We start from the raw sequence: 25520 nt of genomic DNA, 5'->3' as shown, positions 1-25520 counted from the left end.
GCGCTCGTTCCTTTCCGTGAACGCCGAAGGTGGGCCCCTGCCCGTCGGCAGGGGCCGTATTGCACGTACATGACGCTGAGCGGTGCAGGGGTGCTGCTGGAACTGCGGGAACTGCGAAAGCACTGCGGGAATTGCGCGTAGCCCCCGCGAACCGAGGGGACTACATGGCACTACGGGCACTGCTCGGCGCGGACCGCGCCGCGCCGCGGGCTCCCGGACCGGCACACCACGTGGATCAAAGTCACTACGCGTACGACGCAGCGCATCACGCCACGGGCCGAGCGTGAAACCTGGCGGGGGGTGGCGCGCGCATGGCGCTTCGTGCTGAGCCGGTGCGCCCCTCGCCTGCGGCATGGGTTGCCCCACGCCGCTCGGGGATGGGCGTGGCCGTTGACCGATAAGACGCTCGGGCCCGCCGCCGGGTTGCGGGGCGGCCCCAACTGCCGCTGCCCTTCTCCGAGTACGTACCCACCACGGTGGATGTGACGCGCTGCTGGAGCGAGGCCAGTCGATCGCAATTCCAGGGCCACGGCACTATTTTCCGGCCAAACTTCGGGGAACTCCGAGGAGGACGGAAGCCTCATCAGACACCATGAATCCCACTGGTCCAATGCTGGACATCCCCTTGCCCGGGCGTGTACATGTGGAGCACTGATAGCGCGCAACACGACAGGGGGTTTGCGGTGCTATTGAGCGGAACACCCAGGCCAACCCACTGGTCGTGCGGGCCCGGCGGGCCACCCCGGGCCGGCTCCCGGACGGGCCCCGGGAGCGGCCGCGCACGCCCCCGCCCGGGCGGCTCGCCATGACGAGCCCCCACCCGCCGAAAGTGGCCGGAATCAATCCACCGGTCCCGGCTCCCGCGCACACTTCCGCCCCCGCGGTCCCCACTCCCCCCACCACTCCCGAGGCGTCCTCCCCCGCCTCGGGGACCCTCTTCCAGGACCGCCTCGCCGGCTGGGTGTCCGACCTGACGACGCTCCACGAGCTGACCGAACGGCTCAGCCGCACCGCCGACCTCGACGCCGCCCTGCGCGAGCTGCTCCGCGCCGGGGCCTCCCTGGTGGGTGCCGGACGCGGCCTCGTCACCCTCCACCCGGACTCCGGCACCGGGCACCCGGTCACCGTCGGTCTGGGCCTCGGCCACGCCGACATCGGCCACATCGAGACCATCCCCCCGGCCCACGCCCCCCGGACCCACGGACCCACGACCAATGGCCCGCCGGCCCACAGCCCGCGCACCCACGACCCACGGTCCCCCAGCCAGTACGACGGCCAGTACGACGGCCCGTACCTCGCCCCGGACGACGCAGGCCCCTTCGGCAGCCCGTACGTACGTCTCCTCGACGACCTCCCGCCCGAGGGCGACCGCAGTGGCAGGATCCACCCCGACATCCCGGGCGAGGACGGCCTCGACCCCCGGTACCGCGAGGTCGCCGCCCGGCTCGGCTACGCCGCCAGCTACGCCCTCCCCCTGGAGTCGGCGGCGGGGCCGCCGTCCGGCCCGGACGCGGACGCGCCGCCCGGCGCGGGCCGCGTCGGCGCGGCCGTATGGCTCTACGACGAGCCCGCCGAGCCGAACGAGCGCCAGCGCCACCTGGCCGGCCTCTACTGCGGCTACGCCGCCGAGCACCTGGCCCGGCTCATCGAGCTCACCGGCGCCCGCGACACCGTGGCCGCCCTCCGCGAGGAGCTGCTGCCCAGCAGGCTCCCCCGGGTCCCCGGCATCCGTCTCGCCGTCCGCCACCGCACCGGGCCCCGCGGCGGCGGGAACTGGTTCGACGCGCTGCCGCTGCCCGAGGGCGCGCTGGGGCTCGCCATCGGCGGCATCACCGATTCCGGCCCCGGAGTGGTCGCCGCGACGGGGCGGCTGCGGGCCTCCCTGCGCGCGTACGCCGTGATGGAGGGCGAGGATCCGGTAGCCGTCCTCTCCGACCTGGAGCTGCTGCTCAGACTGACCGAGCCCGCCCGCACGGCGACGGCCCTCTTCGCCTACTGCGAGCCGCCCGGGACCCTCCCGGGCGAGGGCCGGGGCAGGAAGGTCGTCGTCGCCGGGGCGGGCCACTGCTCACCGCTGATCGTCGGCCCCGGCCGGGTCGAGTACGTGGAGACCTCCCTCTCCGCCCCGCTCGGCATGCTGGCCTGCTGGGAGGCGCCCAGCGTGGAAATCGAACCGGAACCCGGAGAAACGCTCCTCTTCTACAGCGACGGCCTGCTCCACCGCACCGGCGACAGCATGGACCGGGCCTTCGCCCGGCTCCGCTCGGCGGCGGCGACCGTCCCCCGGTCCGCCCGGCGCGACCCGGAGGCCATCGCGGACCACGTGCTGCGCACGGTCCTGCCCGAGCCGGAGGGCGGCGACCCGGCGGACCCGGCGGAGGACGTCGTCCTCCTGGTGGCCCACTTCGAATGACGGTCCGCTCGAGTGACAGTCCGCTCGAGTGACGGTCCGCACAACCTTCTCGAGGGCATTCCACCGCACATACGATGGAAAGCGGCCCCGTTCGAGGAGGAAAGCCAGTGACCGAGCAGCCCGCACCCGAAAACCCTGAAGGTGACGAGCCGATCAAGCAGCGGAAGAACGGCCTCTACCCGGCCGTCTCCGCCGAGCTCGCCGACAACATGAAGTCCGGCTGGGCCGACACCGAGCTCCACGATCTGCGGCCGATACCCCAGGCCGCCGAGACCGCGCGGCGCCGCGCCGAGCTCTCCGCCCGCTTCCCGGGCGAGCGCCTGGTGATCCCGGCGGGCAACCTGAAGACCCGCTCGAACGACACCGAGTACGGCTTCCGCGCCTCGACCGAGTATGTCTACCTCACCGGCGACCAGACGCAGGACGGCGTCCTCGTCCTGGAGCCCACCGGCGAGCAGGGCCACGAGGCCACGATCCACCTCCTGCCCCGCTCCAACCGCGAGAACGGCGAGTTCTGGCTGGACGGCCAGGGCGAGCTCTGGGTCGGCCGCCGCCACAGCCTGACCGAGGCCGAGCGGCTGCTGGGCGTGCCCGCCCGCGACGTCCGCGAGCTGGCCGGTACCCTCGCCGAGGCCACCGGCCCGGTCCGCGTCGTCCGCGGCCACGACGCCGGCGTCGAGACGGCCCTGACCGACAAGGTCACCGCCGAGCGCGACGAGGAGCTGCGCGTCTTCATCAGCGAGCAGCGCCTGGTGAAGGACGGCTTCGAGATAGCCGAGCTCCAGAAGGCCGTCGACTCCACCGTCCGCGGTTTCGAGGACGTCGTGAAGGTTCTCGACAAGGCCGAGGCCACGAGCGAGCGGTACATCGAAGGAACGTTCTTCCTGAGGGCTCGCGTCGAGGGCAACGACATCGGCTACGGCTCCATCTGCGCCGCCGGCCCGCACGCCACCACCCTCCACTGGGTGCGCAACGACGGCCCGGTCCGCTCCGGCGACCTGCTGCTGCTCGACGCCGGCGTGGAGACGAACACCCTCTACACCGCCGACGTCACCCGCACGCTGCCGATCAACGGCACGTACACCGAGCTCCAGCGCAAGATCTACGACGCGGTGTACGAGGCCCAGGAGGCCGGCATCGCGGCGGTGAAGCCGGGCGCCAAGTACCGCGACTTCCACGACGCCGCCCAGCGCGTCCTCGCCGAGAAGCTCGTCGAGTGGGGCCTCGTCGAGGGGCCGGTCGAGCGCGTCCTGGAGCTCGGCCTCCAGCGCCGCTGGACCCTCCACGGCACCGGCCACATGCTCGGCCTGGACGTCCACGACTGCGCGGTCGCCCGCACGGAGACCTACGTCGACGGCGTCCTGGAGCCCGGCATGGTGCTGACCGTGGAGCCCGGCCTGTACTTCCAGGCCGACGACCTGACCGTGCCCGAGGAGTACCGGGGCGTCGGCGTCCGCATCGAGGACGACATCCTCGTCACCGAGGACGGCAACCGGAACCTCTCCGCCGCCCTGCCGCGCACGTCCGCCGACGTCGAGGCGTGGATGGCCGCCCTGAAGGGCTGAGTTCTCTCCCCGTCAGCCATGCCCGTCTTAAGTCTCGCGGTGAGACGGGCATGGCTGACGCGCTCATGCCTCAGCGCCGCAGCGTCCAGTCTGCGATCAGCGTAACGGCGAGCGAGCCGAGTGCCCCAGCGGCGCCATACACAACCCGTCGGCCCAGTCGACGACAGCTCCGCCACCATCTGGAAGGCCGACGGGGAGGCGGAGCCACGCGCGAGATTAGTGTCGGCCCGCATTTCGGTTCGTATGGCTTCATGGCGACTCCTCACAGAGATGGCTTGCGATCTCCCGGTCGAACCGGGTCGTGATCCCTGGTTCACCGTCGGACAGCCCCGCCCCGTTGCGGAAGGTGTCACAGTGTCGCCACCCGTATCGGCACGAGTGTCGCCGAACGCAGCGGCACCGGGCACGCCATCTGGGTGTCGCCATTTCTCACGGCAACACCCGTATGAACCTCGCTCATGTCCAGCAGCAGTCATAGTGGGTCAGGTAGGCCCAACACGGTTCAGGTCGCTGCGACTTGCGAGGAGCGAGAGTGGTGAAGGACGGCATGGCTGGGGTATTGGCCCCGCTCGGAGACGGGCTGTCTGCCGAGAAACGGGCTCTGGCGGAGAACCTCCGGGAACTGTTCGCCGGTATGGGCATCAGCATCCGGCGCTACGCGGCACGTAAACACCTCGACGCCGGCACCGTCTCCCGCTATCTCAACGGCGCCCGCGTGCCTCCTTGGGACTTCATCTCGGGGCTCATAGCGGATCTGAACAGGGAAGAGAAACCGGTCACCCTAGAGGTGGAACAGATGCTGCGAGAGCTCAGGCTCAAGGCGTCGGCTCCCGGCTTCCGCACCCATGAGCTTCAAAAATTGCAGGCCCAGCTGGAACAAGCCGATCACGATGTCCGCAGCGCTGAATTTCGCCAGCAGGTTCTGACCGACGCGCTACAGGATCGCCAGCACCGACTGGCCGACCTTGAGCGGCAGCTGAACCACCTGGAACGTGAGCGGGAGGAAGGACGTCTCGCTTATGAGGCCGCCTTGGTCGTCTGGCAGGACAAGTACGAGAAACTTCGCGAGCAGCGAGACCAACTCAGCCAGGAAGTCGGCGAGCTCCGCGAGGCCCTCGGCGCCGCCAGACTGGCAGCGTATGCGGCAGAGAAGCGCTGCGATGAGCTGGAGACCGAGCTCGAGTCCACCGAGAAACGGTTGGGTACGGCAAGCGCACGTGACTCCCTGGTGGATGCTTTGGAGTCCGCAGACCGGACAGCTTCAGTTTCTCAATTGGTCGAGCTTGTGGAGCGCCTGAACACTCCTGTCAGGATGCCCATGGCAACCGAGCTAGTGAAGGCGGCTGCCCAAGCGCGCCCAGTGGCTGATGCGGCTGCTCTCATCGAGGCCCTGTATGCCGCCCGACAGCACCTGCATGCCGAGGCCGCTCTGCCAGCTATGGTCGTCTTCCGGTCCGTACACGACACGGCGTCGTTGATCGCCGAATTCGCACGGACCGAGCTGGATCCTGCAGCGGCCGCAGTAATGAGGACCGCGCTGGAGATCCACCAACCCAAGGACATCGCCGCAATCGCGTCGGATCTCCACAAGCACGGCCTGGAAGGCCATGTCACCGCCCTACTCGGTCCGGCGTTCACGGTCAAACCACTCTCCTATGTGACAACGTTATTGCAGGAACTGGAGGGCCTAGGTGCCCTCAGGCTCGCCGATCAAGCGGTGTCGGTTTGTGCGCGGCGGCGCTCCGTCTGGGATGTCGCCGAGCTCATCCACGTACTCGATTTCTGGGGCCCTATCCATCCCGAACTCGTCCGTCTTGCCGACATCGCCCAGAACACCGCAGCAGCTCACCGGGATGCGAAGGACGTCATCGACCTCGTCGACGCGCTGCGCAGGCACGGGCAAACGGCCCGTGCCGAGCAGGTGCTACGGGCCAGCGCGGAAGACCGTACGACCGGACACGTGGCAGCCCTTGTTACGGCTCTGCACATCGAGAAGATCCAGGATCTGGCGACAAAACTGCTGTCCTGGGCAGTACACGAATGGCCCGTACCAAAGATTGCTGCTCTGATCACCGACCTCCACTCATCGAGCGATTGGCACGTAGCCGTCACCGCGCTCTGTGACACAGCTCGTGTACTGCCTCCGGAAAGCTTCCGAACTCTTATCTGCTGCTTGGACGCCGAAACGACAGGCGGTGCCGAAGCGGTGCTCTCCGACTCGGGTGCTGTGTGCCCGCACAACGACCTGGCACACCTGATCACAGTGCTCGACCGGTGTGCGCTCTTCGAGTATGCAGAAAAAGTTTTCTGGAAAAGCATCGGCAGTCGCCCCACGGGACACGCCGGGCTGCTCATCGCTTCCCTGCACTCGTCCCGCTCCCGCCATGTATCAGGTGACGCCTTACAGCATTACGTACGGACCCGCTCTGTCCACGACGTCGCGGCCTTGGCGCTCGCCCTGGACTCCGCAGGCATGGGCGCAGATGCACAGGCATGCCTTATCGCCCCCGAGGCCCCGCCGTTCTTTCTTCTACTGTCCACTCTCGATGAACTACTAGGTGGGCCTGAACTGGTCGAACGAATGCTCCGCTCATTCGCTGCGCGGTCGTCCGTCGAGCAGAACGTCGAAATGGCCCTCGCTCTGGAGGCCCTGCCAGCGAGGGACTATCGGTACCAGGTGGCCTTCGCGGAGGCCGCCAAGGCGGGAAGCCGGGATAGACGTAAGGGCTTTCACAAGGCGCTCAGGAAACGTAAGGAGGAGCTGTGGAAGAAACGAATGGAGGAGGCCGGAAAAAACGTACGGATCGACCGCAAAAACCGGCACCGAAAGGTAGCTAACCGGATCATCCGCTTCCCTAGGCAAGGCTCAGGACACGGAGAGTGAGCGGCCGGAGCCAGCCCAGGCACAGGGTCCGGGTCGGTACAACCGGTTCAGGACGCCCGCAGCAGCGCCGCGGCCGCCGGGCCGCCCTCCCGCCACTTGAGGATCTTGTCGAAGCTGACGACCGCCCCGGCCCGGCCCGGGCGGTTGCGGACCCGGACGTGGTCGGTGAGGGACGCGATAAGGAAAAGACCCCGGCCGTGCTCGTCATGGACGGCGGCCGGGGTCCTGGTGTGCGCGCGGGCCGGGTGGCGGCGCGGGGACCGGGGGCGTTCGGCGAATCCGGGGCCGGAATCGGTCACCTCGATGCGACAGGTGTCGCCGTCGATGAGGGCCGTCACGCGATAGCCGGTGGAGGCGTCACCGCCGTGCTCGACGGCGTTCGCACACGCCTCGCTGAGCGCCACGGCCAGGTCGTACGAGGTATCGGGGTCGACGCCGGCCGTCTCCATGGCACCGATCAGCAGCCGTCGGGCGAGCGGAACGCTCGCGGCCTCGCGCCGCAAGTGGAGTGACCACCAAATGCTCATGCTCAGCCTCCTGGCTGCGGCTCGACATACCGATACCTATAGCCACGGGGCGCGCCGCATAAGCCTGTCGGCTGTGTGAGACCGCTCATTCGGCCGACGCGCCACGCGGGTGGGGGCGTGTATGGACGGGGCGGTGGCAACCGGGCGCGGCAGGGGGGACGAGCCGGACACCCTGCCGTAGGGATCGCGTGAGGGCGGTGGGATGATGGCGCCGTCATGCCTCTCCCCGTCGCGCGCGCCGGCGCCGATCTGCGACTGATCCGGGCCGCGGTGTTCACCGCGGTCTGTGTCGTGCTGTCCGCGGGCGGGCACGTGCTGGCGTCCTGCGCGAAGGTGCCGCTGTGGACCCTGGTCGCGGCGGGCGCGGCGGTCTTCGCCGTGGCCGCGCCGCTGGCCGGGCGGGAGCGCTCGCTGCCGGGCATCGCGGCCGCGCTGGCCGTGGGCCAGCTCGCGCTGCACACGCTCTTCGCGCTCGGGCAGCACGGGGCACGGGGCGCGGACGCCGCGGCCGCCCATCGGGCGGGCGCCGACGGCCACTTGATCAACTTCGCGGGCCAGCTGCTCTGCGACCAGCGGCCGATGTCCGCCGACCGGGCCCGTGAAGTGATCACGGGCGCAGGGCTCGACCCGGCCGTCCACGTCCCGGCCGCCGCGTCCCCGCCGAGCGGGGGCGCGGGTTCGGGCGCCGGTTCGTTCGTCCACGCGCTCCTGCCCTCCCCCGCCATGGCGTTGGGCCACGTCCTCGCGGCCCTGGCCCTGGGGTGGTTGCTGCGGCGCGGTGAGGCCGCGCTGTGGCGTCTGGTGCGGCTGTCGGCCGAGTCGGCGCGCGGTGTCGCGGAGTCCGCGCTCGTCCGGGCGCTGGCGCTCGCGCTGCTGCCGTTCGTCCGGGCGCTGGGCGCGGAGCCGCTCGCGGTGCCCCGGTGGTGGACGGCCGAGCGGGAGACGCGTCCGGCGCGGGAGGCCGAGTGGCGGCACGTCGTGATCAGGCGGGGGCCGCCGCGCCTCGCCCTCGCGGCCTGACGGCACGACGACGCATCGCTTTCCACCACCCGGCAGGGCGGGGAAGGGTGTTTCGCGCTGTCACCGCATGCGCGCCATCACCTTCCGTTCCCTCCTGCCAGTGGAGAGTTTTCCCATGACCTCGATGACCTCGTTCCGTCGTATCCGCGCCGCCCGTGCCTCCCTCGTCGCCGGTGTGACCGCCGGTGGCCTGCTGCTGTTCGCCGGTCCCGCCTTCGCGCACGTGAGCGTGCAGCCCGGCACCGCCGAGAAGGGCGGCTGGAGCACCATCGCCCTCAAGGTGCCCAACGAGAAGGACAACGCCTCGACGGTGAAGCTGGAGCTCACCCTCGACCCCAAGCACCCGCTGGTCTCGGTGATGCCGCAGGCCGTGCCGGGCTGGGACGTGAAGGTCGAGAAGACCAAGCTCGACAAGCCGGTGCAGATGCACGGCAAGTCGATCGACGAGGCCGTCAGCAAGGTCACCTGGACCGGCGGCAAGATCGAGCCCGGTCAGTTCCAGCAGTTCCCGCTGTCCGTCGGCCAGCTGCCGACCGACGCCGACGAGCTGGTCTTCAAGGCGCTCCAGACGTACTCCGACGACGACGTCGTCCGCTGGATCGACCCCTCCAAGCCGGGCGGCGAGGAGCCCGAGCACCCGGCTCCCGTCCTCAAGCTCGTCGCGAAGGGCGCCGCGGGCGGCGCCGGCGATCACCACGACGACGCCAAGGGCGACAAGGACGCGAAGAGCGACAAGGGCGACAAGGTGACCGCCACCGCCGAGGAGAAGAAGAGCGACGGCGGCAGCGACACCACCGCCCGCACCCTCGGTGTCGTCGGCATCGTCGTCGGCGCGGCGGGCATCGCGTTCGGCGTGCTCGCCGGACGCCGCCGCCGCGACTCCGCCGCCTGACACCCGTACCGCGGCCGGCGGGGCGCGCACGCCCCGCCGGCCCGGCGACACCGACCACCTCTGGAGAAGCACTCCATGCGCACCAAGATCCTCGGCGCGGTCCTCGCCGCGACGGCCGCGCTCACCCTGACGGCCTGCGGCGGCTCGGGCGACGGCGGCGGCGACAAGCCCGCCGCCGATGTCTCCGGCGAGCAGAAGAAGGCCGGGGCGATCACCCTCGACAACGCCAAGGCCAAGCCGGACCTGGTCCTGACGGACACGTCCGAGAAGAAGTACGAGCTGGTCAAGGAGACCAAGGGCCGCCCCGTCCTGCTCTACTTCGGCTACACCTACTGCCCCGACGTCTGCTCGACGGTCGTCTCCGACATCGCCACCGCCGAGAAGAAGCTGCCCAAGGCCGACCAGGAGAAGCTCCAGGTCGTCTTCGTCACCACCGACCCCGAGCGGGACACCCCCAAGCGGATCCGTGAGTGGCTCGACGCCCAGGGCGGCCAGGACATAGTCGGCCTGACCGGCGACTTCGCGACGATCCAGGCGGCCGCCAAGCCGCTGGGCATCCTCGTCGAGCCCGCCAAGAAGGAGAAGGACGGCTCCGTGACCGTCAGCCACGGCGCCGAGGTCGTCGGCTTCTCGCCGAAGGACGACGCCGGCCACTGGATCTACACCGCTTCCACCACGTCCGACCAGTACGCCCAGGATCTCCCGAAGATCGTCAAGGGGGAGAACCCGTGATGCGCCCGAAGAAGATGAACAAGGCCACCGTCGCCACCGCCACCGCCCTGCCGCTCGTCCTCGCGGGCGGGCTGCTGCTGATCACCGGCTGCCAGTCGGAGAAGGACCGGCTCTCCGTCTCCTCCGGCAAGCCCGAACTGACCGTCAGCGGCGCCTATCTGCCGCAGCCCGCGATGGCCGACATGGCCGCCGCGTACTTCACCGTCGAGAACGACGGCGGCAAGGCCGACCAGCTGGTCGGGGTCACCAGCCCGCTCTCGTCCGACATCACGATGCACACCACCGAAGGCTCGCAGATGAAGCACGCGGCGAAGCTGGAGGTGCCCGCCAAGGGCAAGCTGTCGCTGTCGCGCGGCGGCACGCACCTGATGCTGGGCAAGCTCGACCACAAGCCGCAGGTGGGGGAGAAGATCGAGTTCACCCTGCGCTTCGCCACCTCGGCGCCGATCAAGGTCAAGGTGCCGGTCGAGAGCGCGTCGTTCCGCCCCAAGGGCTGACGCGACGATGAGGACCCGGACCGCCGTACGACGTGGAGTGCCGCTTCCCGGCGCGCTCCTCGTCGCCTTCCTCGCCGCGCTGTTGTGCACGCTGACGCTCGGCGCGGGCACCGCGTCCGCGCACGCGGCGCTCACCGCCACCGACCCGGCCGACGGGTCGGTGGTGCCCGCCGCGCCCGCGCGGGTCACCCTCACCTTCTCCGAAGGGGTGCTGCTCAGCCCCGACTCGGTGCGGGTCCTCGACCCGCGCGGCGAACGCGTCGACGAGGGCAGGCCGCAGCACGACGGCGGACGGTCCGGGACCGCGACCGTCGCGCTGCGCGCCGGGATCGCCGACGGCACGTACACGGTGGCGTGGCAGGCGGTCTCGGCGGACAGCCACCCGGTGGCCGGGGCCTTCACGTTCTCGGTCGGCGCGCCGTCGAAGACGACCGTGACCGTCGACTCGGCGGCCACGCGCACCGATCCGGCCGTCGCCGCCTTCTACGCGATCGGCCGGTACGCGGCGTACGCGGGCTTCGTCCTGCTCGTCGGCGGCTGCGTCTTCGCCGGGGTGTGCCGCTCGTCGCGGGCGGTGCAGCGGGTCGCGGTGGGCGGCTGGATCGCGCTGTTCGTCTCGACGGTGGCGCTGTTGCTGCTGCGGGGTGCCTTCACGAGCGGCAAGGGGATGGGCTCCGTCATCGATCTGTCGCTGCTGGGCGGCGTGTTGTCCACCAAGCCGGGGGCGGCGCTGCTGTCGCGGCTGCTGCTGCTGAGCGCGGCGGCGGTGTTCCTGGCGGTGCTGTTCGGCACGTACGCGCAGGAGGACGACGGGCGGGGCCGGTCCGGTGACGGTGCCGCCGCCGCTGCCGCTGCCGGTGGTCGTACGCTCGGCCGCCGCCGGGACATCGCCTGGGGGCTCGGCGTCGGGGGCACGCTCGTCGCGGGCGGCCTCGCGGCGACCTGGGCACTGGCCGAGCACGCGTCGGCGGGCCTCCAGCCGTGGCTGGCGATGCCGGTGGACGTGGCGCACCTGCTGGGCGTCGCGGTTTGGCTGGGCGGGCTGGCGGCGCTGCTGGCCACGCTGTGGTCGGGCGAACGTATCCGGCGGACGGCGGTCGCGCGCTTCTCGCGGATGGCGTTCGTCGCGGTCTGCGTGCTGGTGGCGACCGGGCTCTACCAGTCCTGGCGGCAGGTCGGTTCGTGGGGCGCGCTGACGGGCACGGAGTACGGGCGCTGGCTGCTGGTGAAGGCCGGGCTGGTGGTCATCATGGTGGGCGTCGCGTTCCTCTCCCGGCGCTGGACGGGCCGCCTCGTGGACGCGCCCGAGTCCAGGCGGCCGACGGTCCGGAAGAAGCCGGGGGCCGGTGTGAAGACCTCACACGACTCCAAGTCCTCACACGACTCCGCCGACGGCGTTGACGCCGTCAGCGCCGACAACGCCGTCAGCGCCGCCGACTCCGTCCGCGCCGCGCAGCTCGCGCGGCAGCGGGCGGCGCGGGAGAAGGCCGCCGGGCGGCGCGTGCGGGACGCGGACACCGGGCGCACCGGGCTGCGCCGGTCCGTCCTCGCCGAGGCGGGCGTCGCCGTCGTCGTGCTGGCCGTCACCACCGCGCTCACCGGCACCCAGCCCGGCCGGGCCGAGACCGAGCAGCGCCGGGCGGCGGCGGGCCGGACGGCCGCGCCGTCGGCGGCCGGGCCCGCCGACGTGCGGATCGCCTACGACACGGGCGGCACCGACGGGCGGGGCACGGCGCGCGTCACCGTCGACCCCGCCCGCACGGGGGCCAACACCCTCACCGTCACTCTGACGGACGCGTCCGGGCGCCCGGTGGACGTACCGGAGCTGACACTGTCCATGACCGAGAAGGAAAAACAGATCGGTCCCCTGCGGGCCGCGCTGGAGCGTCAGTCCGCCGGACTGTGGAAAGCCAAGGATTTCCGGCTGCCCATGGCCGGCGACTGGCAGCTGTCCCTGACCGTACGGACCTCGGACATCGACCAGGTCACCGAGATCGAGAACGTGAAGATCATCTGATGGCTGACACGACTGACACCACGGCCGGCGGAGTCGCCGGGGACGACACACGCCCGATCAGCGGCAGGACGGGCGCCAAGGCAGGCGGCAAGGCGAGCGGCGGCAAGCGCGCCGGGAAGAACGCCGCCGCGACCGCCGCACGCTCCGGCAGCACCGGACCGGGCGGCCCGGGCGGCCCGTCCAAGGGCCGCACCCGGCCCGACAAGAGCACCGGCGGCCCCGCCAAGGACGCCCCCGCCAAGACCGGCGGCGGTGCCGGGAACGCCCGGACCGCCGGCGAGCCGGAGGCGGCCACCGCCGCCCCCGGCGCGCCGGCCCCCGGCGCACCGGTCGACGGCGTCTCCCGCCGGCGACTGCTGGGCACGGCGGGCGCCGCCGGCGCGGCATCGCTCATCGTGGGCGGGGTCGCGGGGGCCACCGGGGCCGAGGCGGTGCGCGGCAAGCCCACGCCGCTGACCGACGTCGGCTCGGGCGTCGTGCCCTTCCACGGCACGCACCAGTCGGGCATCGTCCAGCCCGCGCAGGCGCACGGCCACCTCGTCGCCTTCGACCTCACCGGCGGGACCGACCGCAGGGGCGCGGCCGCGCTGATGCGGCGCTGGTCCGCGGCGGCGGCGGAGCTGATGGCCGGCCGGCCGCCGCAAGGGGACGACTCCGGTGTCGCCCTCGACGCGGGCCCGTCGTCCCTGACGGTCACCTTCGGCTTCGGCCGCACGTTCTTCGACCGCGTCGGGCTGACGGACCGGCGGCCCGACGCGCTGGAGCCGCTGCCCGCCTTCACCGCCGACGCCATCGACGGCAAGCGGAGCAACGGCGATCTGTGGGTGCAGATCGGCGCCGACGACGCGCTGGTCGCCTTCCACGCCCTGCGGCTGCTCCAGAAGGAGGCGGCGGGCTCGGCCCGGGTGCGCTGGCAGATGACCGGCTTCAACCGCACGCCGGGCGCGACCGCGCAGCCGATGACCGGCCGCAATCTGATGGGCCAGATCGACGGGACGAACAACCCGAAGCCGTCGAGCGCCGACTTCGCCAAGAAGATCTTCGTGCCGGACGACCAGCAGGGCACCGACTCCTGGATGGCAGGCGGCTCGTACGCGGTCGTCCGGCGCATCCGGATGCTGCTGGACAGCTGGGACAATCTGTCGCTGGAGCGCCAGGAGCGGGTGATCGGCCGCCGCAAGTCCGACGGCGCGCCGCTGTCCGGCGGTACGGAGACCACGCGCGTGGACCTGGACAAGATGGGCGCGGACGGCGCGCTGTCCATCCCCGGCGACGCCCACATCCGCGTGGCGTCCCCGGCCAACAACCGCGGCGCGGCGATGCTGCGGCGCGCGTTCTCGTACCACGACGGTTTCCTCGACGACGGCGCTCCGGACGCGGGCCTGCTGTTCATCGCCTGGCAGGCGGATCCGCTCAAGGGCTTCGTCCCGGTGCAGCGGAAGCTGGACCGGGGCGACGGCCTCTCCCGTTTCCTCCGCCACGAGGCCAGCGCCCTCTTCGCCGTCCCGGGCGGCTGCGACGAGGGCGGCTACGTGGGCCAGCACCTGCTGGAGGGGTAAGCGGTGGCGGGGGTCCCCGGGGCTGAGCTCCGGGACCCCCGCTCCCCCGGATCGGTAGGGTGGGCGGCCGAGCCATCCGTGCCCCATCCGGAGGAAACCATGAGGTCGGCAACCCGCTACACCTACCTCGGCCCCGAGGGCACGTTCACCGAGGCCGCCCTGCGCACCCTCCCCGAGGCGGCCACCCGCGAGCTGGTCCCCATGGTCTCCGTGCCCGCCGCGCTCGACGCCGTGCGCTCCGGCGAGGCCGCGGCCGCGCTCGTGCCGATCGAGAACTCGGTCGAGGGCGGCGTCACCGCGACCCTGGACGAACTCTCCACCGGCGAACCGCTGATGATCTACCGCGAGGTGCTGCTGGAGATCGCCTTCGCGCTCCTGGTCCGTCCGGGCACCCGGCTGACGGACATCAAGACGGTGACCGGCCACCCGGTGGCGCAGCCGCAGGTGCGCAAGTGGCTGGCGGCCAACCTGCCGGACGCGGTGTGGGAGTCGTCCGCGTCCAACGCGGACGGCGCGCGGCTGGTTCGCGAGGGCCGCTACGACGCGGCGTTCGCCGGGGAGTTCGCGGCGGCGACGTACGGGCTGGAGCCGCTCGTCACCGGCATCCACGACGCGGAGAACGCCGAGACCCGCTTCGTCCTGGTCGGCCGCCCGGCGCGGCCGGCGGCGCGGACGGGGGCGGACCGGACGTCGCTGGTGATGTGGCAGCGGGACGACCACCCGGGCGCGCTGCTGGAGTACCTCCAGGAGTTCGCAGTGCGGGGTGTGAACCTCATGCGCATCGAGTCGCGGCCGACCGGCGAGGGCATGGGGCGCTACTGCTTCTCCGTCGACTGCGAGGGGCACATCACGGACCGCCGGGTGGCGGAGGCGCTGATGGGGCTGAAGCGGACGTGTGCCGAGGTACGGTTCCTCGGTTCGTACCCGCGTGCGAGTGCGGGTACGAGTGCCGCGGGTGCGAGTGCCGCGGGTGCCGGCCGGGGTGAGCGGTCGGACGAACGTCCGGGGACGACGGACGGCGACTTCGTGGCGGCGGCGGACTGGCTGGCGCGCTGCCAGGACGGCCGGGCCTGAGCGGTCGCCCCCAGGTTCCCCGCGCCCCCAGGCCGTCCCGGGTTTCCCACAGGGTTTCCCACAGACTTATCCACAGGCGGTTCTCGACCTGGGGATAAGTCGATAGAGCGAGAGTCTGGGAAACCGTATAAAACGGGCAATGGTCGACAAATCTCTCCGTCGGCCCGGCGCGGCCGTCCACAGCCACCGATTCCCGTGACTCCTACCCGTCCGTCAGTCGAAATGCCTCGAACAACCCTTTAGGGGGAGTGAACGCCACCCCAAAGAGTGGCCGTAAGAGGTTTGCCTCATGAAACTCTGACGAATGACAGACCAAACGGAATCCCTGCTTCCGACATCCACAGATTTCCCGCACACCCTGTGGACAAAGAAGCGGAATCACTCACTCCTGTGGACAACAGCAGTCCTCAACTGCCGCCTTCCACAAGGCGTCACGGCCCGGCGGCGAGCCCGCCAACCGCTTTCCGGAATTCCCAGAGTTGGACAAATCACAACCAAAGGGAATATCGCGTCGAGCAACCGCAGCGCACAACGGTAGCCTGGAGGGGTGATTGACCTTCGCCTGCTCCGTGAGGACCCCGACCGTGTGCGCGCGTCCCAGCGCGCCCGTGGAGAGGACGTCGACATCGTCGACGCACTGCTCTCCGCCGACGAGCGGCGCAGGTCGTCCAGCGTCCGCTTCGACGAGCTCCGCTCCGAGCAGAAGGCGCTCGGCAAGCTCATCCCCAAGGCCACCGGCGACGAGAAGGCCGAGCTGCTGAAGAAGGCCGGCGAGCTCTCCGCCGCCGTCAAGGCGGCCGACGCCGAGCAGGACGAGGCCGCCGCCGAGGCACAGCGCCTGCTGCTCCGCATCGGCAACATCGTCCACCCCGACATCCCGCGCGGCGGCGAGGACGACTTCGTCGTCCTGGAGACCGTCGGCACCCGCCGCGACTTCGCCGCGGAGGGCTTCGAGCCCAAGGACCACCTGGAGCTCGGCCAGCTGCTGGGCGCCATCGACGTCGAGCGCGGCGCCAAGGTGTCCGGCTCCCGCTTCTACTACCTGACGGGTGTCGGCGCGCTGCTGGAGCTCGCCCTCGTCAACGCCGCCATCGCCCAGGCCACCGCCGCCGGCTTCACGCCGATGCTCACTCCCGCGCTGGTCAAGCCGCGCGCCATGGAGGGCACCGGCTTCCTCGGCCAGGCCGCGCAGGACGTCTACCACCTGGAGAAGGACGACTTCTACCTGGTGGGCACCTCCGAGGTCCCCCTCGCCGCGTACCACATGGACGAGATCCTCGACGGTGACCAGCTGCCGCTGCGCTACGCGGGCTTCTCCCCGTGCTTCCGCCGCGAGGCCGGTACGTACGGCAAGGACACCCGGGGCATCTTCCGCGTCCACCAGTTCGACAAGGTCGAGATGTTCTCGTACGTCCTGCCGGAGGAGGCGGAGGCCGAGCACGCCCGCCTGCTGGAGTGGGAGAAGCAGTGGCTGACCAGCCTGGAGCTGCCCTTCCAGGTGATCGACACGGCCACCGGTGACCTCGGCTCCTCGGCCTCCCGCAAGTTCGACTGCGAGGCCTGGATCCCGACCCAGGGCAAGTACCGCGAGCTGACGTCCACGTCCAACTGCGACGAGTTCCAGGCCCGCCGGCTGTCCGTCCGGGTGCGCGAGGGCAAGAACGTCCGTCCGCTGGCGACGCTCAACGGCACCCTGTGCGCCGTCCCGCGCACGATCGTGGCGCTGCTGGAGAACCACCAGCAGGCCGACGGCTCGGTGCGCGTGCCCGAGGTCCTCCGCCCCTACCTGGGCGGCCGTGAGGTCCTGGAGCCCACCGCCAAGTGACGCCCCCGGTCCCGCCGCCGTTCCGTCTGATCGCGACCGACCTCGACGGCACGCTGCTGCGCTCCGACGACACCGTCTCGGAGCGCACCCGCGCCGCCCTCGCGTCGGCCACGGCGGCGGGTGCCGCGCACATCGTCGTCACCGGGCGCACCGTCGCCTGGACCAGGCACATCCTGGACGCGCTGGACTACCGGGGCCTCGCGGTCTGCGGTCAGGGCGCGCAGGTTTACCACGCGGGCGAGCACAGACTGCTGACGTCCGTGACGCTCGACCGGCGGCTCGCCGCCCTGGCGCTCGCCAAGATCGAGGCCGAGGTCGGTCCGCTGCGGCTGGCCGCCAGCCGTGACGGCATGGACGGCGACGTCCTGGTCGGCCCCGGCTACCGCCTCCAGGAAGGGCCGCTCCCGGTCGTTCCGATCAACGAGGCGAGCGAGCTGTGGGCGGCTCCGCTCAACAAGGTCTACCTCCAGCACCCCACGCTCGACGACGACGCCCTGGCGGAGGTCGCGCGGGCGGTCGCGGGTGGTTTCGTCGGCGTGACGATGGCCGGCTCGGGCATAGTCGAGCTGCTGCCGCTGGGCCTGAGCAAGGCCACGGGCCTGTCGCTCGCCGCGCGCAGGCTGGGCGTCAAGGCCGCCGACACGATCGCGTTCGGCGACATGCCCAACGACGTCCCGATGTTCGGCTGGGCCGCCCACGGCGTCGCCATGGCCAACGCCCACCCGGAGCTCAAGGCCGTGGCGGACGAGGTCACCGCCTCGAACGAGGAGGACGGGATCGCGGTCGTCCTGGAGCGTCTCTTCGGCCCGTAGCGTCTCTTCGGCCCGGAGGGTCCGGAGCGCCCGGAGGGTCCGGAGCGCCCGGAGGGTCCCCTCTCCGGCTGAGCGCCGCCTCCCTGGCGGCCCCGGCCGCCTGCCGGGCCGCATCGGCCGCTTGTCTGGCCGCACCCGCCGCCTCCAGCGCGGCGTGGCGGGCCCGTCCGGCGTCCCACCGCCAGGGCGGCCGGTCCCGGGTCAGCGACCAGCAGGCCAGGCCCAGCCCCAGCGCGATCGCGTGACCGACGTCGGTGAACGTGCCGCCGGTCAGCAGCGGCAGGGCGAAGAAGGCCACCGCCCCCACCAGATAGAGCCAGCGCCACGGCCGTGGCACGCGATAGGTGAGCACGCCGACGGCCCCGGCGAGCCCGTAGGAGACGCCGATGTCGACGACGTGCTTCATCGAGCGCGGCGCCGAGTGGCTCTCGATCGCCCTCAGCAGGATCTCCTGGCTGATCAGCGTCGCCGCGACATGGGCGACCGCCACCACGCACAGCCAGCGCAGCGTGCCGAGCCAGCGCTCGACGTTGGCGTGGACGACCTCGAAGAGCACGGCGTAGAGGGCGAACGACGACGGCGTCTCGATCCAGAAGCCGCTGATCAGCAGGGACTCGAACGGATGCTTGTTGAGCTCGTGGATATTGCTGCTGTTGCGGTGGAGGAGAAAGGCCTCCAGGCCCTCGCTCGCCGACGCGATGACGAGGCTGGTGATGCCGATGATCAGCAGCCAGATGTGCGTACCGGGCGAGGAACGGACCCAGCGGCGAATCCCGTCGACTACCACCCCTCGAAGGTAGCCCGGGAGACGCCGACGCGCAGTTGTAGGATGACTGGGCAACCGGTTGAATCAGCCGGTTGAATCAAGCGGTCGAATCAAGCGTCTGCCCGGAGGACGACACACATGACACTGCGAGCGGCGGGACGCCAGTCCCTCGTGGACACCGTCGTGGATCAACTGCGCGCCCAGGTGGCCGCCGGCGAGTGGCGGGTCGGGGAGCGCATCCCGACCGAGCACGCCCTCGCCGAGCAGCTGAAGGTCGGCCGCAACACGGTCCGCGAGGCCGTCCGCGTCCTCGTGCACGCCGGGATGCTGCGCTCCCGGCAGGGCGAGGGCACCTTCGTGCTGTCCACGGCCGACCCCGCCGAGGTCATGCGCGGGCTGCGGCGCGCCGGAGTGCGCGACGTCCTGGAGCTGCGCATCGCGCTGGAGGCCGAGGCCGCCCGGCTCGCGGCGCTTCGCCACGAGCCCGCCGACCTGGAGCGGATGCGGGCCGCGCTCGACGCCCAGACGGCCTTCGAGGACCCCGACGGCCAGCCCGACTCCGGCAGCCTGGAGCTCTACGCGGACCACGACGTGGAGTTCCACCGGGCCGTCGTGGAGGCCGCGCACAACAGCGCGCTGACGGCGACGTACGCCTGGTTCAGCAGTTCGGTGCGCGAGGCGCTGGTCACCGCGCTCGGCGACCGCGACATGCCGCGCATCGTCCACGGCGACCACCACGCCCTCATGGAGGCCATCGCCTCCGGCGACCCGGACACCGCCTACCGCGCCGCCCGGACCCTGCTCGAGCGCCCCAAGCAGGCCGTCGACTCCCTGCTCGCCGAGAGCTGACCGCGCGCCACCGGCCCGTTCCCACTTCTTCACGCACCATCCCTGGAGGCACCCCCTTGTCCGAAACGAGGTCCGACGCGAGGTCCGACACGACCGACATAGCGCCGGTCGGCTCGGAGTCGATCGGCTCGGAGCCGGCCCCTCCGGAGCCGGTCGGCACGCCCGCCCGGCGGGGCGTCCTCGCCCACCCCGCGTTCGCGATGCTCGGCATCGTGCTCGCCTCGCTGAACATGCGGGCGGCGCTCGCAGGCGTCTCGCCGCTCATGAGCGAGATAGGCGGCCACTTCCACCTCTCGGCGGCCACGAGCAGCCTCGTGACCACGATCCCGCTGGTCTTCATGGGCCTCGGCTCGATCGTCGCGCCCCGGCTCGCCCGGCGCTTCGGCACGGAGGCCGTGCTGTGCGGGGCGCTTCTGCTGCTGTGCGGGGGCATCCTGCTGCGCGTCGCGCCGCCCGTGGTGGCGCTGTTCGCGGGCTGCGCGCTCGTCGGCACCGCGATCGCCCTGCTGAACGTGCTGATGCCGGGCCTGGTCAAGCGTGACTTCCCGGACCGCGCCGCGAGCATGACCGCGCTCTACTCCACCACGCTGATCCTCGGCGCCACGGGCTCGGCCGCGCTCTCCGTGCCGCTGGAGAACGCCCTGGGCGGCTGGCGGGGCTCGCTCGCCTCCTGGGCGCTGCTCGCCGCCGTGGCGGCCCTCGTCTGGCTGCCGCAGGCGGTCCTCACCCGGCGCGGCGCCGCCCGGCCGGACGCACCCGCCGCCGGGCCGGCGGCCACGAACGGGGATGGTCCCCGGCTCACCCGCTCGCCGCTGGCCTGGCAGGTCACGCTGATGATGGGCACCCAGTCGCTGATCGCCTACGTGTGCATCGCCTGGATGCCGACGATCTTCACCGACCACGGGATGAGCAAGGGCGGGGCCGGTCTGGTCTACGCGTTCTACACGCTGGTGCAGATGGCCGGTTCGTTCTTCGTGCCGCTGCTCGCGGGCCGGATGCGCGACCAGCGCGTACCGGTGGTCGCCGTGGTGGCCCTGATGGCGGCGGGCATCACCGGCCTGCTGATCGCGCCCGTGGCGGGCGCGTGGGTGTGGGCGACGCTCATGGGCGTGGCCCAGGGCGGTCTGCTGGGCCTGGCCCTGACGTTCATGGTGCTGCGCACCCGCGACGCGCACACGGCCTCCCGGCTGTCGGGCATGGCCCAGACGTGGGGCTATCTGCTCGCCTCCGTCGGCCCGTTCGCGATCGGCTGGGTGTACGGGGCGACGGACAGCTGGACGCTGCCGGTCTCGCTGCTGCTCGTCGCCTGCGCGGCGCTCCTCTTCCTGGGGCTGGGCGCCGGGCGCGATCGGAAGATCTGAGGCGTTGGGGGAGTGAGGAGTTCACCGTTCGCTCGGTTCGCTCGGTTCGCTCAGTTCGCTCAGTTCCCGTAGTTCGCAGGAGGAATCCGCCGTCATGCGCGCAGCGTCCCGGATCACCGTCCCGGCCCGCCTCGTCGAGTACCACGAGGACGCGTCCGAGGGCGAGGGCGGCCCCGAGTGGATCGCCGCGCTGCCGGACCTGGCGGCGGACTTCCTCGACCGCTGGGGGCTGCGCGTCGACGGCCCCGCGGCGCACGGCGTGGTGGCGCTCGTCCTGCCCGTACGGCGCGCGGACGGCTCCCCCGCCGCGCTGAAGCTGCAGCCGGTCACCGAGGAGAGCGTTGGTGAGGCGCCCGCGCTGCGGGCCTGGGCGGGCGCGGGGGCGGTCGAACTCCTCGACCACGACCCGGAGTCCGGCACGCTGCTGCTGGAGCGGCTGGACGCCGGCCGTTCGCTCCAGGACGTCCCCGACGCGGAGGCGGCGCTGCTGTCACTGACGGCGCTGCTGGGGCGGCTGCTGGAGGCGCCCGCACCGGCCGGGCTGCGGACGCTGGGCGCGGTGGCGGGGGCCATGCTGGAGGACGTGCCGCGGGCGCTGCCCGCCCTCTCCGACGCGGCCGAGCGCGCCCTGCTGCTGGACTGCGCGGCCGCCGTCCGGGAGGTCGTCGGCGAGCCGGGCGACCGGCTGCTGCACTGGGATCTCCACTACGAGAACGTGCTCGCGCCCCTGCCCGGTACGGACAGGGGCGCGTGGCTGGCGATCGACCCCAAGCCGCTGGTGGGCGACCCGGGGTTCGACCTGATGCCGGCCCTGGACAACCGCTGGGAGGACATCGTCGCCACCGGCGACGTGACCCGTGCGGTGCGCCGGCGCTTCGACCTCATGACGGACCTGCTGGGCCTGGACCGCGAACGGGCGGCGCGCTGGACGCTCGCCCGGGCCCTCCAGAACTCCCTGTGGGACGTCGAGGACGGCGAGACCCGCCTCCAGCCGGAGCAGATCGCCATCGTGAGGGCGCTGCGGGTGTGAATCCCGCTGCGGGAGGAACGTATTCCTCTCCTACTCCTCCCCGGCCAGCGTCAGCGCTCGCAGCTTGCGCGCCGCGAAGTACGTGCCGGCGACGGTCGCGACGGCCAGCAGCGTCAGCCCCAGCGGCAGCGACACCTGGGCGTTGATCGCCCCGTCCCCCGCGATCCGCTGGGCCAGGGCCAGCGCCCACTGCTGAACGCTGAGCGTCCGCGCCCCCGGGATGAGGCTGCCGAACAGCGACTCCCAGACGAGGGCGTAGACGAGACCGGCGATGACCGCGTGCCGCGTGACCGTCCCCAGGAAGAGGAATATGGCGCTGTAGGCCACGGAGGCGACCGCCGCGGCCACGGCGTAGGCCACGGCGATCTGCTGACTGTTGCCGTTGAGCACGAACCCGGCGATGAGCGTGGGGACCGCCGAGAAGGCCACGGCGACGCCGATCGCGACGGTCAGCTTGGTGACGATGATGACGTGCCGCTTGACGGGCTTGGACAGGAGGTAGACGACGGAGCCGTCGTCGATCTCCGGGCCGATCGCGCCCGTGCCGGCGATCACGCCGATCAGCGGCACCATCGTGGCCAGCGCGAAGCCGCCCAGGACATTGGCGGCGGTCTCGTCGTCCGCGCCGCTGAGCGCCCGGATGGCGATCGAGATGGCCAGCAGCAGGGCGGGCAGGGCGAAGAGGACGGCGGCGCGGCGGCGGCCGAGGAGGCCCCGGTAGGTCAGCCGGGCGACGGTCGGGTGGTAGAGCTGGTGGAGCGCCATCGTGAGCCTCCTTTCAGGCCGTGACGAGGTAGGAGAAGACCGATTCCAGGGACTCGTCGGAGGGCGAGACCGTCAGGAGCCGGATGCCGTGCGCGTGGGCCACGCGCGGCAGGAGTTCGGTGAAGCGGGTGAAGTCGACGGCCTGGACGCGCAGGGCGCCCTCCTGGACGTCCACCTCGATCCCGGCGGTCGACGGGTCGGCGATGAGCGCGGCGGCCAGGGCGCGGTCGTCGCTCGACCGTACGAGGTAGCGGTGGGGGCGGTCCGTCATCAGGCGGCGGATCTTGCGGAAGTCGCCCGACGCGGCGTGCCGGCCGGCGACCACGACCTCGATGTGGGCGGCGAGCTGCTCGACCTCCTCCAGGATGTGGGAGGAGAACAGCACGGTCCGGCCCTCGTCTCCCATGGCCCGCAGCAGGTCCATCAGCTGCATCCGCTGGCGCGGGTCCATGCCGTTGAAGGGCTCGTCGAGGAGGAGCACGGACGGCTCGTGGACGAGCGCGGAGGCCATCTTCACGCGCTGCCGCATGCCCTTGCTGTAGGTGGCGATCCTGCGGTCCTGCGCGTACTCCATCTCGACCGTGGCGAGGGCGCGCCGGGCCTCCTTCCCGCCCAGGCCGTGGAGCTCGGCGTTGGCCAGGACGAACTCCTTGCCGGTCAGGAAGTCGTACATCGCCTCGCGCTCGGGGACGACGCCGATGTGCCGGTAGATCCGCTCGTTCCGCCAGATCGGCTCGCCGTCGAGGGTGACCGTTCCGGTCGAGGGGGCGAGGAAACCACCCATCATGTTGATGAGAGTGGACTTGCCCGCTCCGTTGGGGCCGAGGAGCCCGGTGACACCGGGGGCGACGGACATGGACACGTCGTTGACGGCGACGACGTTCCCGAACCAGCGGGAGACGTTGTCGATGTGGATGGTCGTCACAGCCCGGCCTTTCGGTAGCGGCTCATGAGGAGACCGTAGGAGCCGGCGATCACACCGAGAACGACGGCGAGGTAGACGACGCCCGCGCCCGTGCCGGGGCCATGGGTTTCGGGGAAGGCGCTGGTGGCGCCGAGGAACGCCGTCTGGACACCGTCGATGAGGGTGATCGGGGAGAAGAGGCCGAGCCAGCTGACGAGCGAGGGGTTGTCGCTGGCCAGGGCGATGCCCTGGACGGTGGTGACCGCGCCGTAGGGGATCGTCAGGACGGCGATGACGCCCGCGACGCCGAAGCCCCGGCGCGGGGTGAGCGCCGCGACGACCAGGCCGATGCCGGCGAAGAGGAGGGAGAGCAGGGTCACGGAGACCAGCCCCTGGCCGAAGCCCTTCGTCTGTTCGACGAAGTCCAGCTTGGCGAGCAGGGCGCCCGCATAGAGGACCAGCAGCGGGGTGGCCGTCAGGACGAACAGGGCCGAGGCCATCGCCGCGAACTTCGCGACGACGTAGTCGACGCGCTCGATCGGTCGGGAGAAGTACAGCGGCACGGTCTTGAACCGCAGGTCCCGCGAGACCGACTGGGGGGCCTGCGCGGCCAGGTAGAGGCCGATGACGGCCTGGAGGTAGATCGCGTAGCGGGTGTACTCCATGGGCAGCCGGTTCATCTTCGTGGTGACGGCGACGGCCACCACGATCGCGGCCGGGAGGCACATCACGCCGAAGAGCGTCATCGGCAGCACCTTGGACTTCGCCGACCGGCCGAGGCCGTAGGCGCCGCGCAGGCTCTGGGAGAACAGCGAGCGCCGGGCGTAGGCGCGGCCGAGGCGGGGGCCGCCGTAGTCGCGGTAGCCGATGTTGTGGATGACGTCCTGGGAGCGGTGGCCGCGCCCCGGTGCCGTCGTGGTCTCAGGCGGCATCGACGGTGCCTCCGTTCTGCTGCGCGCGCTTGTCGCTCTTCTTCTGCTTCTGCTGCCAGCCGGCGCCCCACGCGGGCGCCTGGGCCGGCGCGCCGGGGGTGCCCGGGGTCCCGGGGGCGGCGGGGTGGGGGGCGGGGGCGTCGTCGTCCCGGAAGAGCTCCGCGATGCGGTGGCGGCGCTGCTCCATGCGGACCAGGCCGATCCCGAGACCGGCGACGGCGTCCCGGACGATGTCGTACGTCCCCTCGTCGACGACATCGACGAGCAGCACCCGGCCGGACACGGCCGAACCGTCGGCCGTCCGGCCCGCGGGCCTGGTCGTCAGCCCCGCCTTGTCGAGGGACGCCAGCAGCGCGCCGGTGCCGTCGGGGCAGGCGTCGGTGTCGGTGACCTCCACCGCGAGGGAGCCCGTGGCCTGGGTGAACTCGTCCGTGGACGAGGAGCGCAGCAGCGTGCCGCCGTCGATGACGACGACGTGGTCGCAGGTGCGCTCCAGTTCGCCGAGGAGGTGCGAGGTGACCAGGACCGAGATGCCGAAGTCGGTGTGGACGCGGCGGATCAGGCCCAGCATCTCGTCCCGGCCGACCGGGTCGAGACCGTTGGTCGGCTCGTCCAGCAGCACCAGCTTCGGGTCGTGGACCAGCGCCTGGGCGAGCTTGACCCGCTGCTTCATACCGGTGGAGTAACCGCCCATGGGGCGGTACCGCTCCTCGTAGAGCCCGACGTGGCGCAGGGTGTCCGCGGTCCGCTCGCGGGCGGCGGTGGGCGGCAGGCCCGACATCCGCGCCATGTGGACGACGAACTCGGTGGCCGACACGTCGGGCGGCAGGCAGTCGTGCTCGGGCATGTAGCCGACCCGCTCGCGGATCTCGGCGCCCTGGGTGGCCACGTCCAGGCCGAGCACGCGGGCGCTCCCCTCGGTGGCGGGCGAGAGACCCAGCAAGATCTTGATCAGCGTGGACTTGCCGGCCCCGTTGGCACCCACCAGACCGGTGACCCCCGGATTGATGTCGACGGAGAGCCGGTCCAGAGCGGTCACCCGGGGGTACCGCTTGCTGAGGCTTTCGGTAGCGATCACAGTCACGCCTTCGACCGT

Annotated in this window: 21 protein-coding genes; 15 read left to right on the top strand and 6 right to left on the bottom strand. The window is 71.6% G+C overall.

The features are described 5' to 3' along the window. Positions 1-805 precede the first annotated feature (805 nt). From EKH77_RS16425 to EKH77_RS16415, 3 genes are all read left to right on the top strand, one after another. Complete coding sequence (locus EKH77_RS16425; RefSeq protein ID WP_126915112.1) at positions 806-2413, top strand: PP2C family protein-serine/threonine phosphatase; 1608 nt, start codon at positions 806-808, stop codon at positions 2411-2413. Between the two features lie 107 nt (positions 2414-2520). After that, complete coding sequence (locus EKH77_RS16420; protein ID WP_240667377.1) at positions 2521-3978, top strand: aminopeptidase P family protein; 1458 nt, start codon at positions 2521-2523, stop codon at positions 3976-3978. A gap of 532 nt (positions 3979-4510) precedes the next feature. Continuing rightward, positions 4511-6862: a hypothetical protein gene (locus tag EKH77_RS16415; RefSeq protein ID WP_126915110.1), complete on the top strand. Its 2352-nt coding sequence runs from the start codon at positions 4511-4513 to the stop codon at positions 6860-6862. Between the two features lie 47 nt (positions 6863-6909). Here EKH77_RS16415 and EKH77_RS16410 read toward each other — a convergent pair whose 3' ends face one another. After that, on the bottom strand, positions 6910-7389 hold the full coding sequence (locus EKH77_RS16410) for an ATP-binding protein (RefSeq protein WP_126915109.1): 480 nt from the start codon (positions 7387-7389) through the stop codon (positions 6910-6912). A 216-nt stretch (positions 7390-7605) separates the two neighbouring features. Here EKH77_RS16410 and EKH77_RS16405 point away from each other — a divergent pair, with 216 nt between their 5' ends. The 9 genes from EKH77_RS16405 (at position 7606) to EKH77_RS16365 (ending at position 17817) form a co-directional block, all read left to right on the top strand. Beyond that, the gene (locus EKH77_RS16405; protein WP_126915108.1) at positions 7606-8409 is read left to right on the top strand and encodes a hypothetical protein; all 804 of its coding nucleotides are present in this window, start codon (positions 7606-7608) and stop codon (positions 8407-8409) included. Between the two features lie 124 nt (positions 8410-8533). Beyond that, positions 8534-9301 (top strand): YcnI family copper-binding membrane protein, encoded by a 768-nt coding sequence (locus EKH77_RS16400; RefSeq protein ID WP_206280023.1) that lies wholly within the window; start codon positions 8534-8536, stop codon positions 9299-9301. Positions 9302-9376: 75 nt separating this feature from the next. Then, complete coding sequence (locus tag EKH77_RS16395; protein ID WP_126915107.1) at positions 9377-10033, top strand: SCO family protein; 657 nt, start codon at positions 9377-9379, stop codon at positions 10031-10033. Further along, positions 10033-10530, top strand: coding sequence for a copper chaperone PCu(A)C (locus EKH77_RS16390; protein WP_240667375.1), 498 nt, complete (start codon positions 10033-10035; stop codon positions 10528-10530). Before EKH77_RS16395 ends, EKH77_RS16390 begins: the two co-directional genes overlap by 1 nt. Positions 10531-10537: 7 nt before the next feature. Next, positions 10538-12547, top strand: coding sequence for a FixH family protein (locus EKH77_RS16385; RefSeq protein WP_126915106.1), 2010 nt, complete (start codon positions 10538-10540; stop codon positions 12545-12547). After that, entirely contained in the window at positions 12547-14106 is a 1560-nt protein-coding gene (gene efeB, locus EKH77_RS16380) for an iron uptake transporter deferrochelatase/peroxidase subunit (RefSeq protein ID WP_126915105.1), read from the top strand. Before EKH77_RS16385 ends, efeB begins: the two co-directional genes overlap by 1 nt. 99 nt (positions 14107-14205) lie before the next feature. Continuing rightward, positions 14206-15180, top strand: coding sequence for a prephenate dehydratase (gene pheA, locus EKH77_RS16375; RefSeq protein WP_126915104.1), 975 nt, complete (start codon positions 14206-14208; stop codon positions 15178-15180). A gap of 547 nt (positions 15181-15727) precedes the next feature. After that, a complete protein-coding gene (gene serS, locus EKH77_RS16370) occupies positions 15728-17005 on the top strand; it encodes a serine--tRNA ligase (RefSeq protein WP_126915103.1) in 1278 nt (425 codons plus the stop codon). Next, a complete protein-coding gene (locus EKH77_RS16365) occupies positions 17002-17817 on the top strand; it encodes an HAD family hydrolase (protein WP_126915102.1) in 816 nt (271 codons plus the stop codon). Before serS ends, EKH77_RS16365 begins: the two co-directional genes overlap by 4 nt. Here EKH77_RS16365 and EKH77_RS16360 read toward each other — a convergent pair. Next, positions 17756-18604 carry a rhomboid-like protein gene (locus tag EKH77_RS16360; protein ID WP_346429059.1) on the bottom strand — a complete coding sequence of 283 codons (849 nt, stop codon included), beginning with the start codon at positions 18602-18604 and terminating at the stop codon, positions 17756-17758. The genes EKH77_RS16365 and EKH77_RS16360 overlap by 62 nt on opposite strands. A 117-nt stretch (positions 18605-18721) precedes the next feature. Here EKH77_RS16360 and EKH77_RS16355 point away from each other — a divergent pair, with 117 nt between their 5' ends. The 3 genes from EKH77_RS16355 (at position 18722) to EKH77_RS16345 (ending at position 21823) form a co-directional block, all read left to right on the top strand. Then, positions 18722-19432 (top strand): FadR/GntR family transcriptional regulator, encoded by a 711-nt coding sequence (locus EKH77_RS16355; RefSeq protein WP_126915101.1) that lies wholly within the window; start codon positions 18722-18724, stop codon positions 19430-19432. A 200-nt stretch (positions 19433-19632) separates the two neighbouring features. After that, a complete protein-coding gene (locus EKH77_RS16350; RefSeq protein WP_126918096.1) occupies positions 19633-20793 on the top strand; it encodes a CynX/NimT family MFS transporter in 1161 nt (386 codons plus the stop codon). Positions 20794-20887: 94 nt separating this feature from the next. Then, entirely contained in the window at positions 20888-21823 is a 936-nt protein-coding gene (locus EKH77_RS16345; RefSeq protein WP_126915100.1) for an aminoglycoside phosphotransferase family protein, read from the top strand. Positions 21824-21853: 30 nt separating this feature from the next. Here EKH77_RS16345 and EKH77_RS16340 read toward each other — a convergent pair whose 3' ends face one another. Genes EKH77_RS16340 through EKH77_RS16325 form a run of 4 tightly spaced genes read right to left on the bottom strand, consistent with a single transcriptional unit; the run spans position 21854 to position 25502 of the window. Beyond that, positions 21854-22588, bottom strand: a complete 735-nt coding sequence (locus EKH77_RS16340; protein WP_126915099.1) for an ABC transporter permease subunit — start codon at positions 22586-22588, stop codon at positions 21854-21856. A gap of 13 nt (positions 22589-22601) precedes the next feature. Continuing rightward, complete coding sequence (locus tag EKH77_RS16335) at positions 22602-23513, bottom strand: ABC transporter ATP-binding protein (RefSeq protein ID WP_126915098.1); 912 nt, start codon at positions 23511-23513, stop codon at positions 22602-22604. Then, complete coding sequence (locus EKH77_RS16330) at positions 23510-24424, bottom strand: ABC transporter permease subunit (RefSeq protein ID WP_126915097.1); 915 nt, start codon at positions 24422-24424, stop codon at positions 23510-23512. The genes EKH77_RS16335 and EKH77_RS16330 overlap by 4 nt, the downstream gene beginning before the upstream one ends. Then, positions 24414-25502 (bottom strand): ABC transporter ATP-binding protein, encoded by a 1089-nt coding sequence (locus tag EKH77_RS16325; protein WP_126918095.1) that lies wholly within the window; start codon positions 25500-25502, stop codon positions 24414-24416. Before EKH77_RS16325 ends, EKH77_RS16330 begins: the two co-directional genes overlap by 11 nt. Positions 25503-25520: the final 18 nt, after the last annotated feature.

Origin of the sequence: Streptomyces luteoverticillatus (genome assembly GCF_003970715.1) — a bacterium.
Classification (GTDB): Bacteria; Actinomycetota; Actinomycetes; order Streptomycetales; family Streptomycetaceae; genus Streptomyces; species Streptomyces abikoensis.
This window is presented reverse-complemented; position numbering and strand designations above follow the sequence as displayed.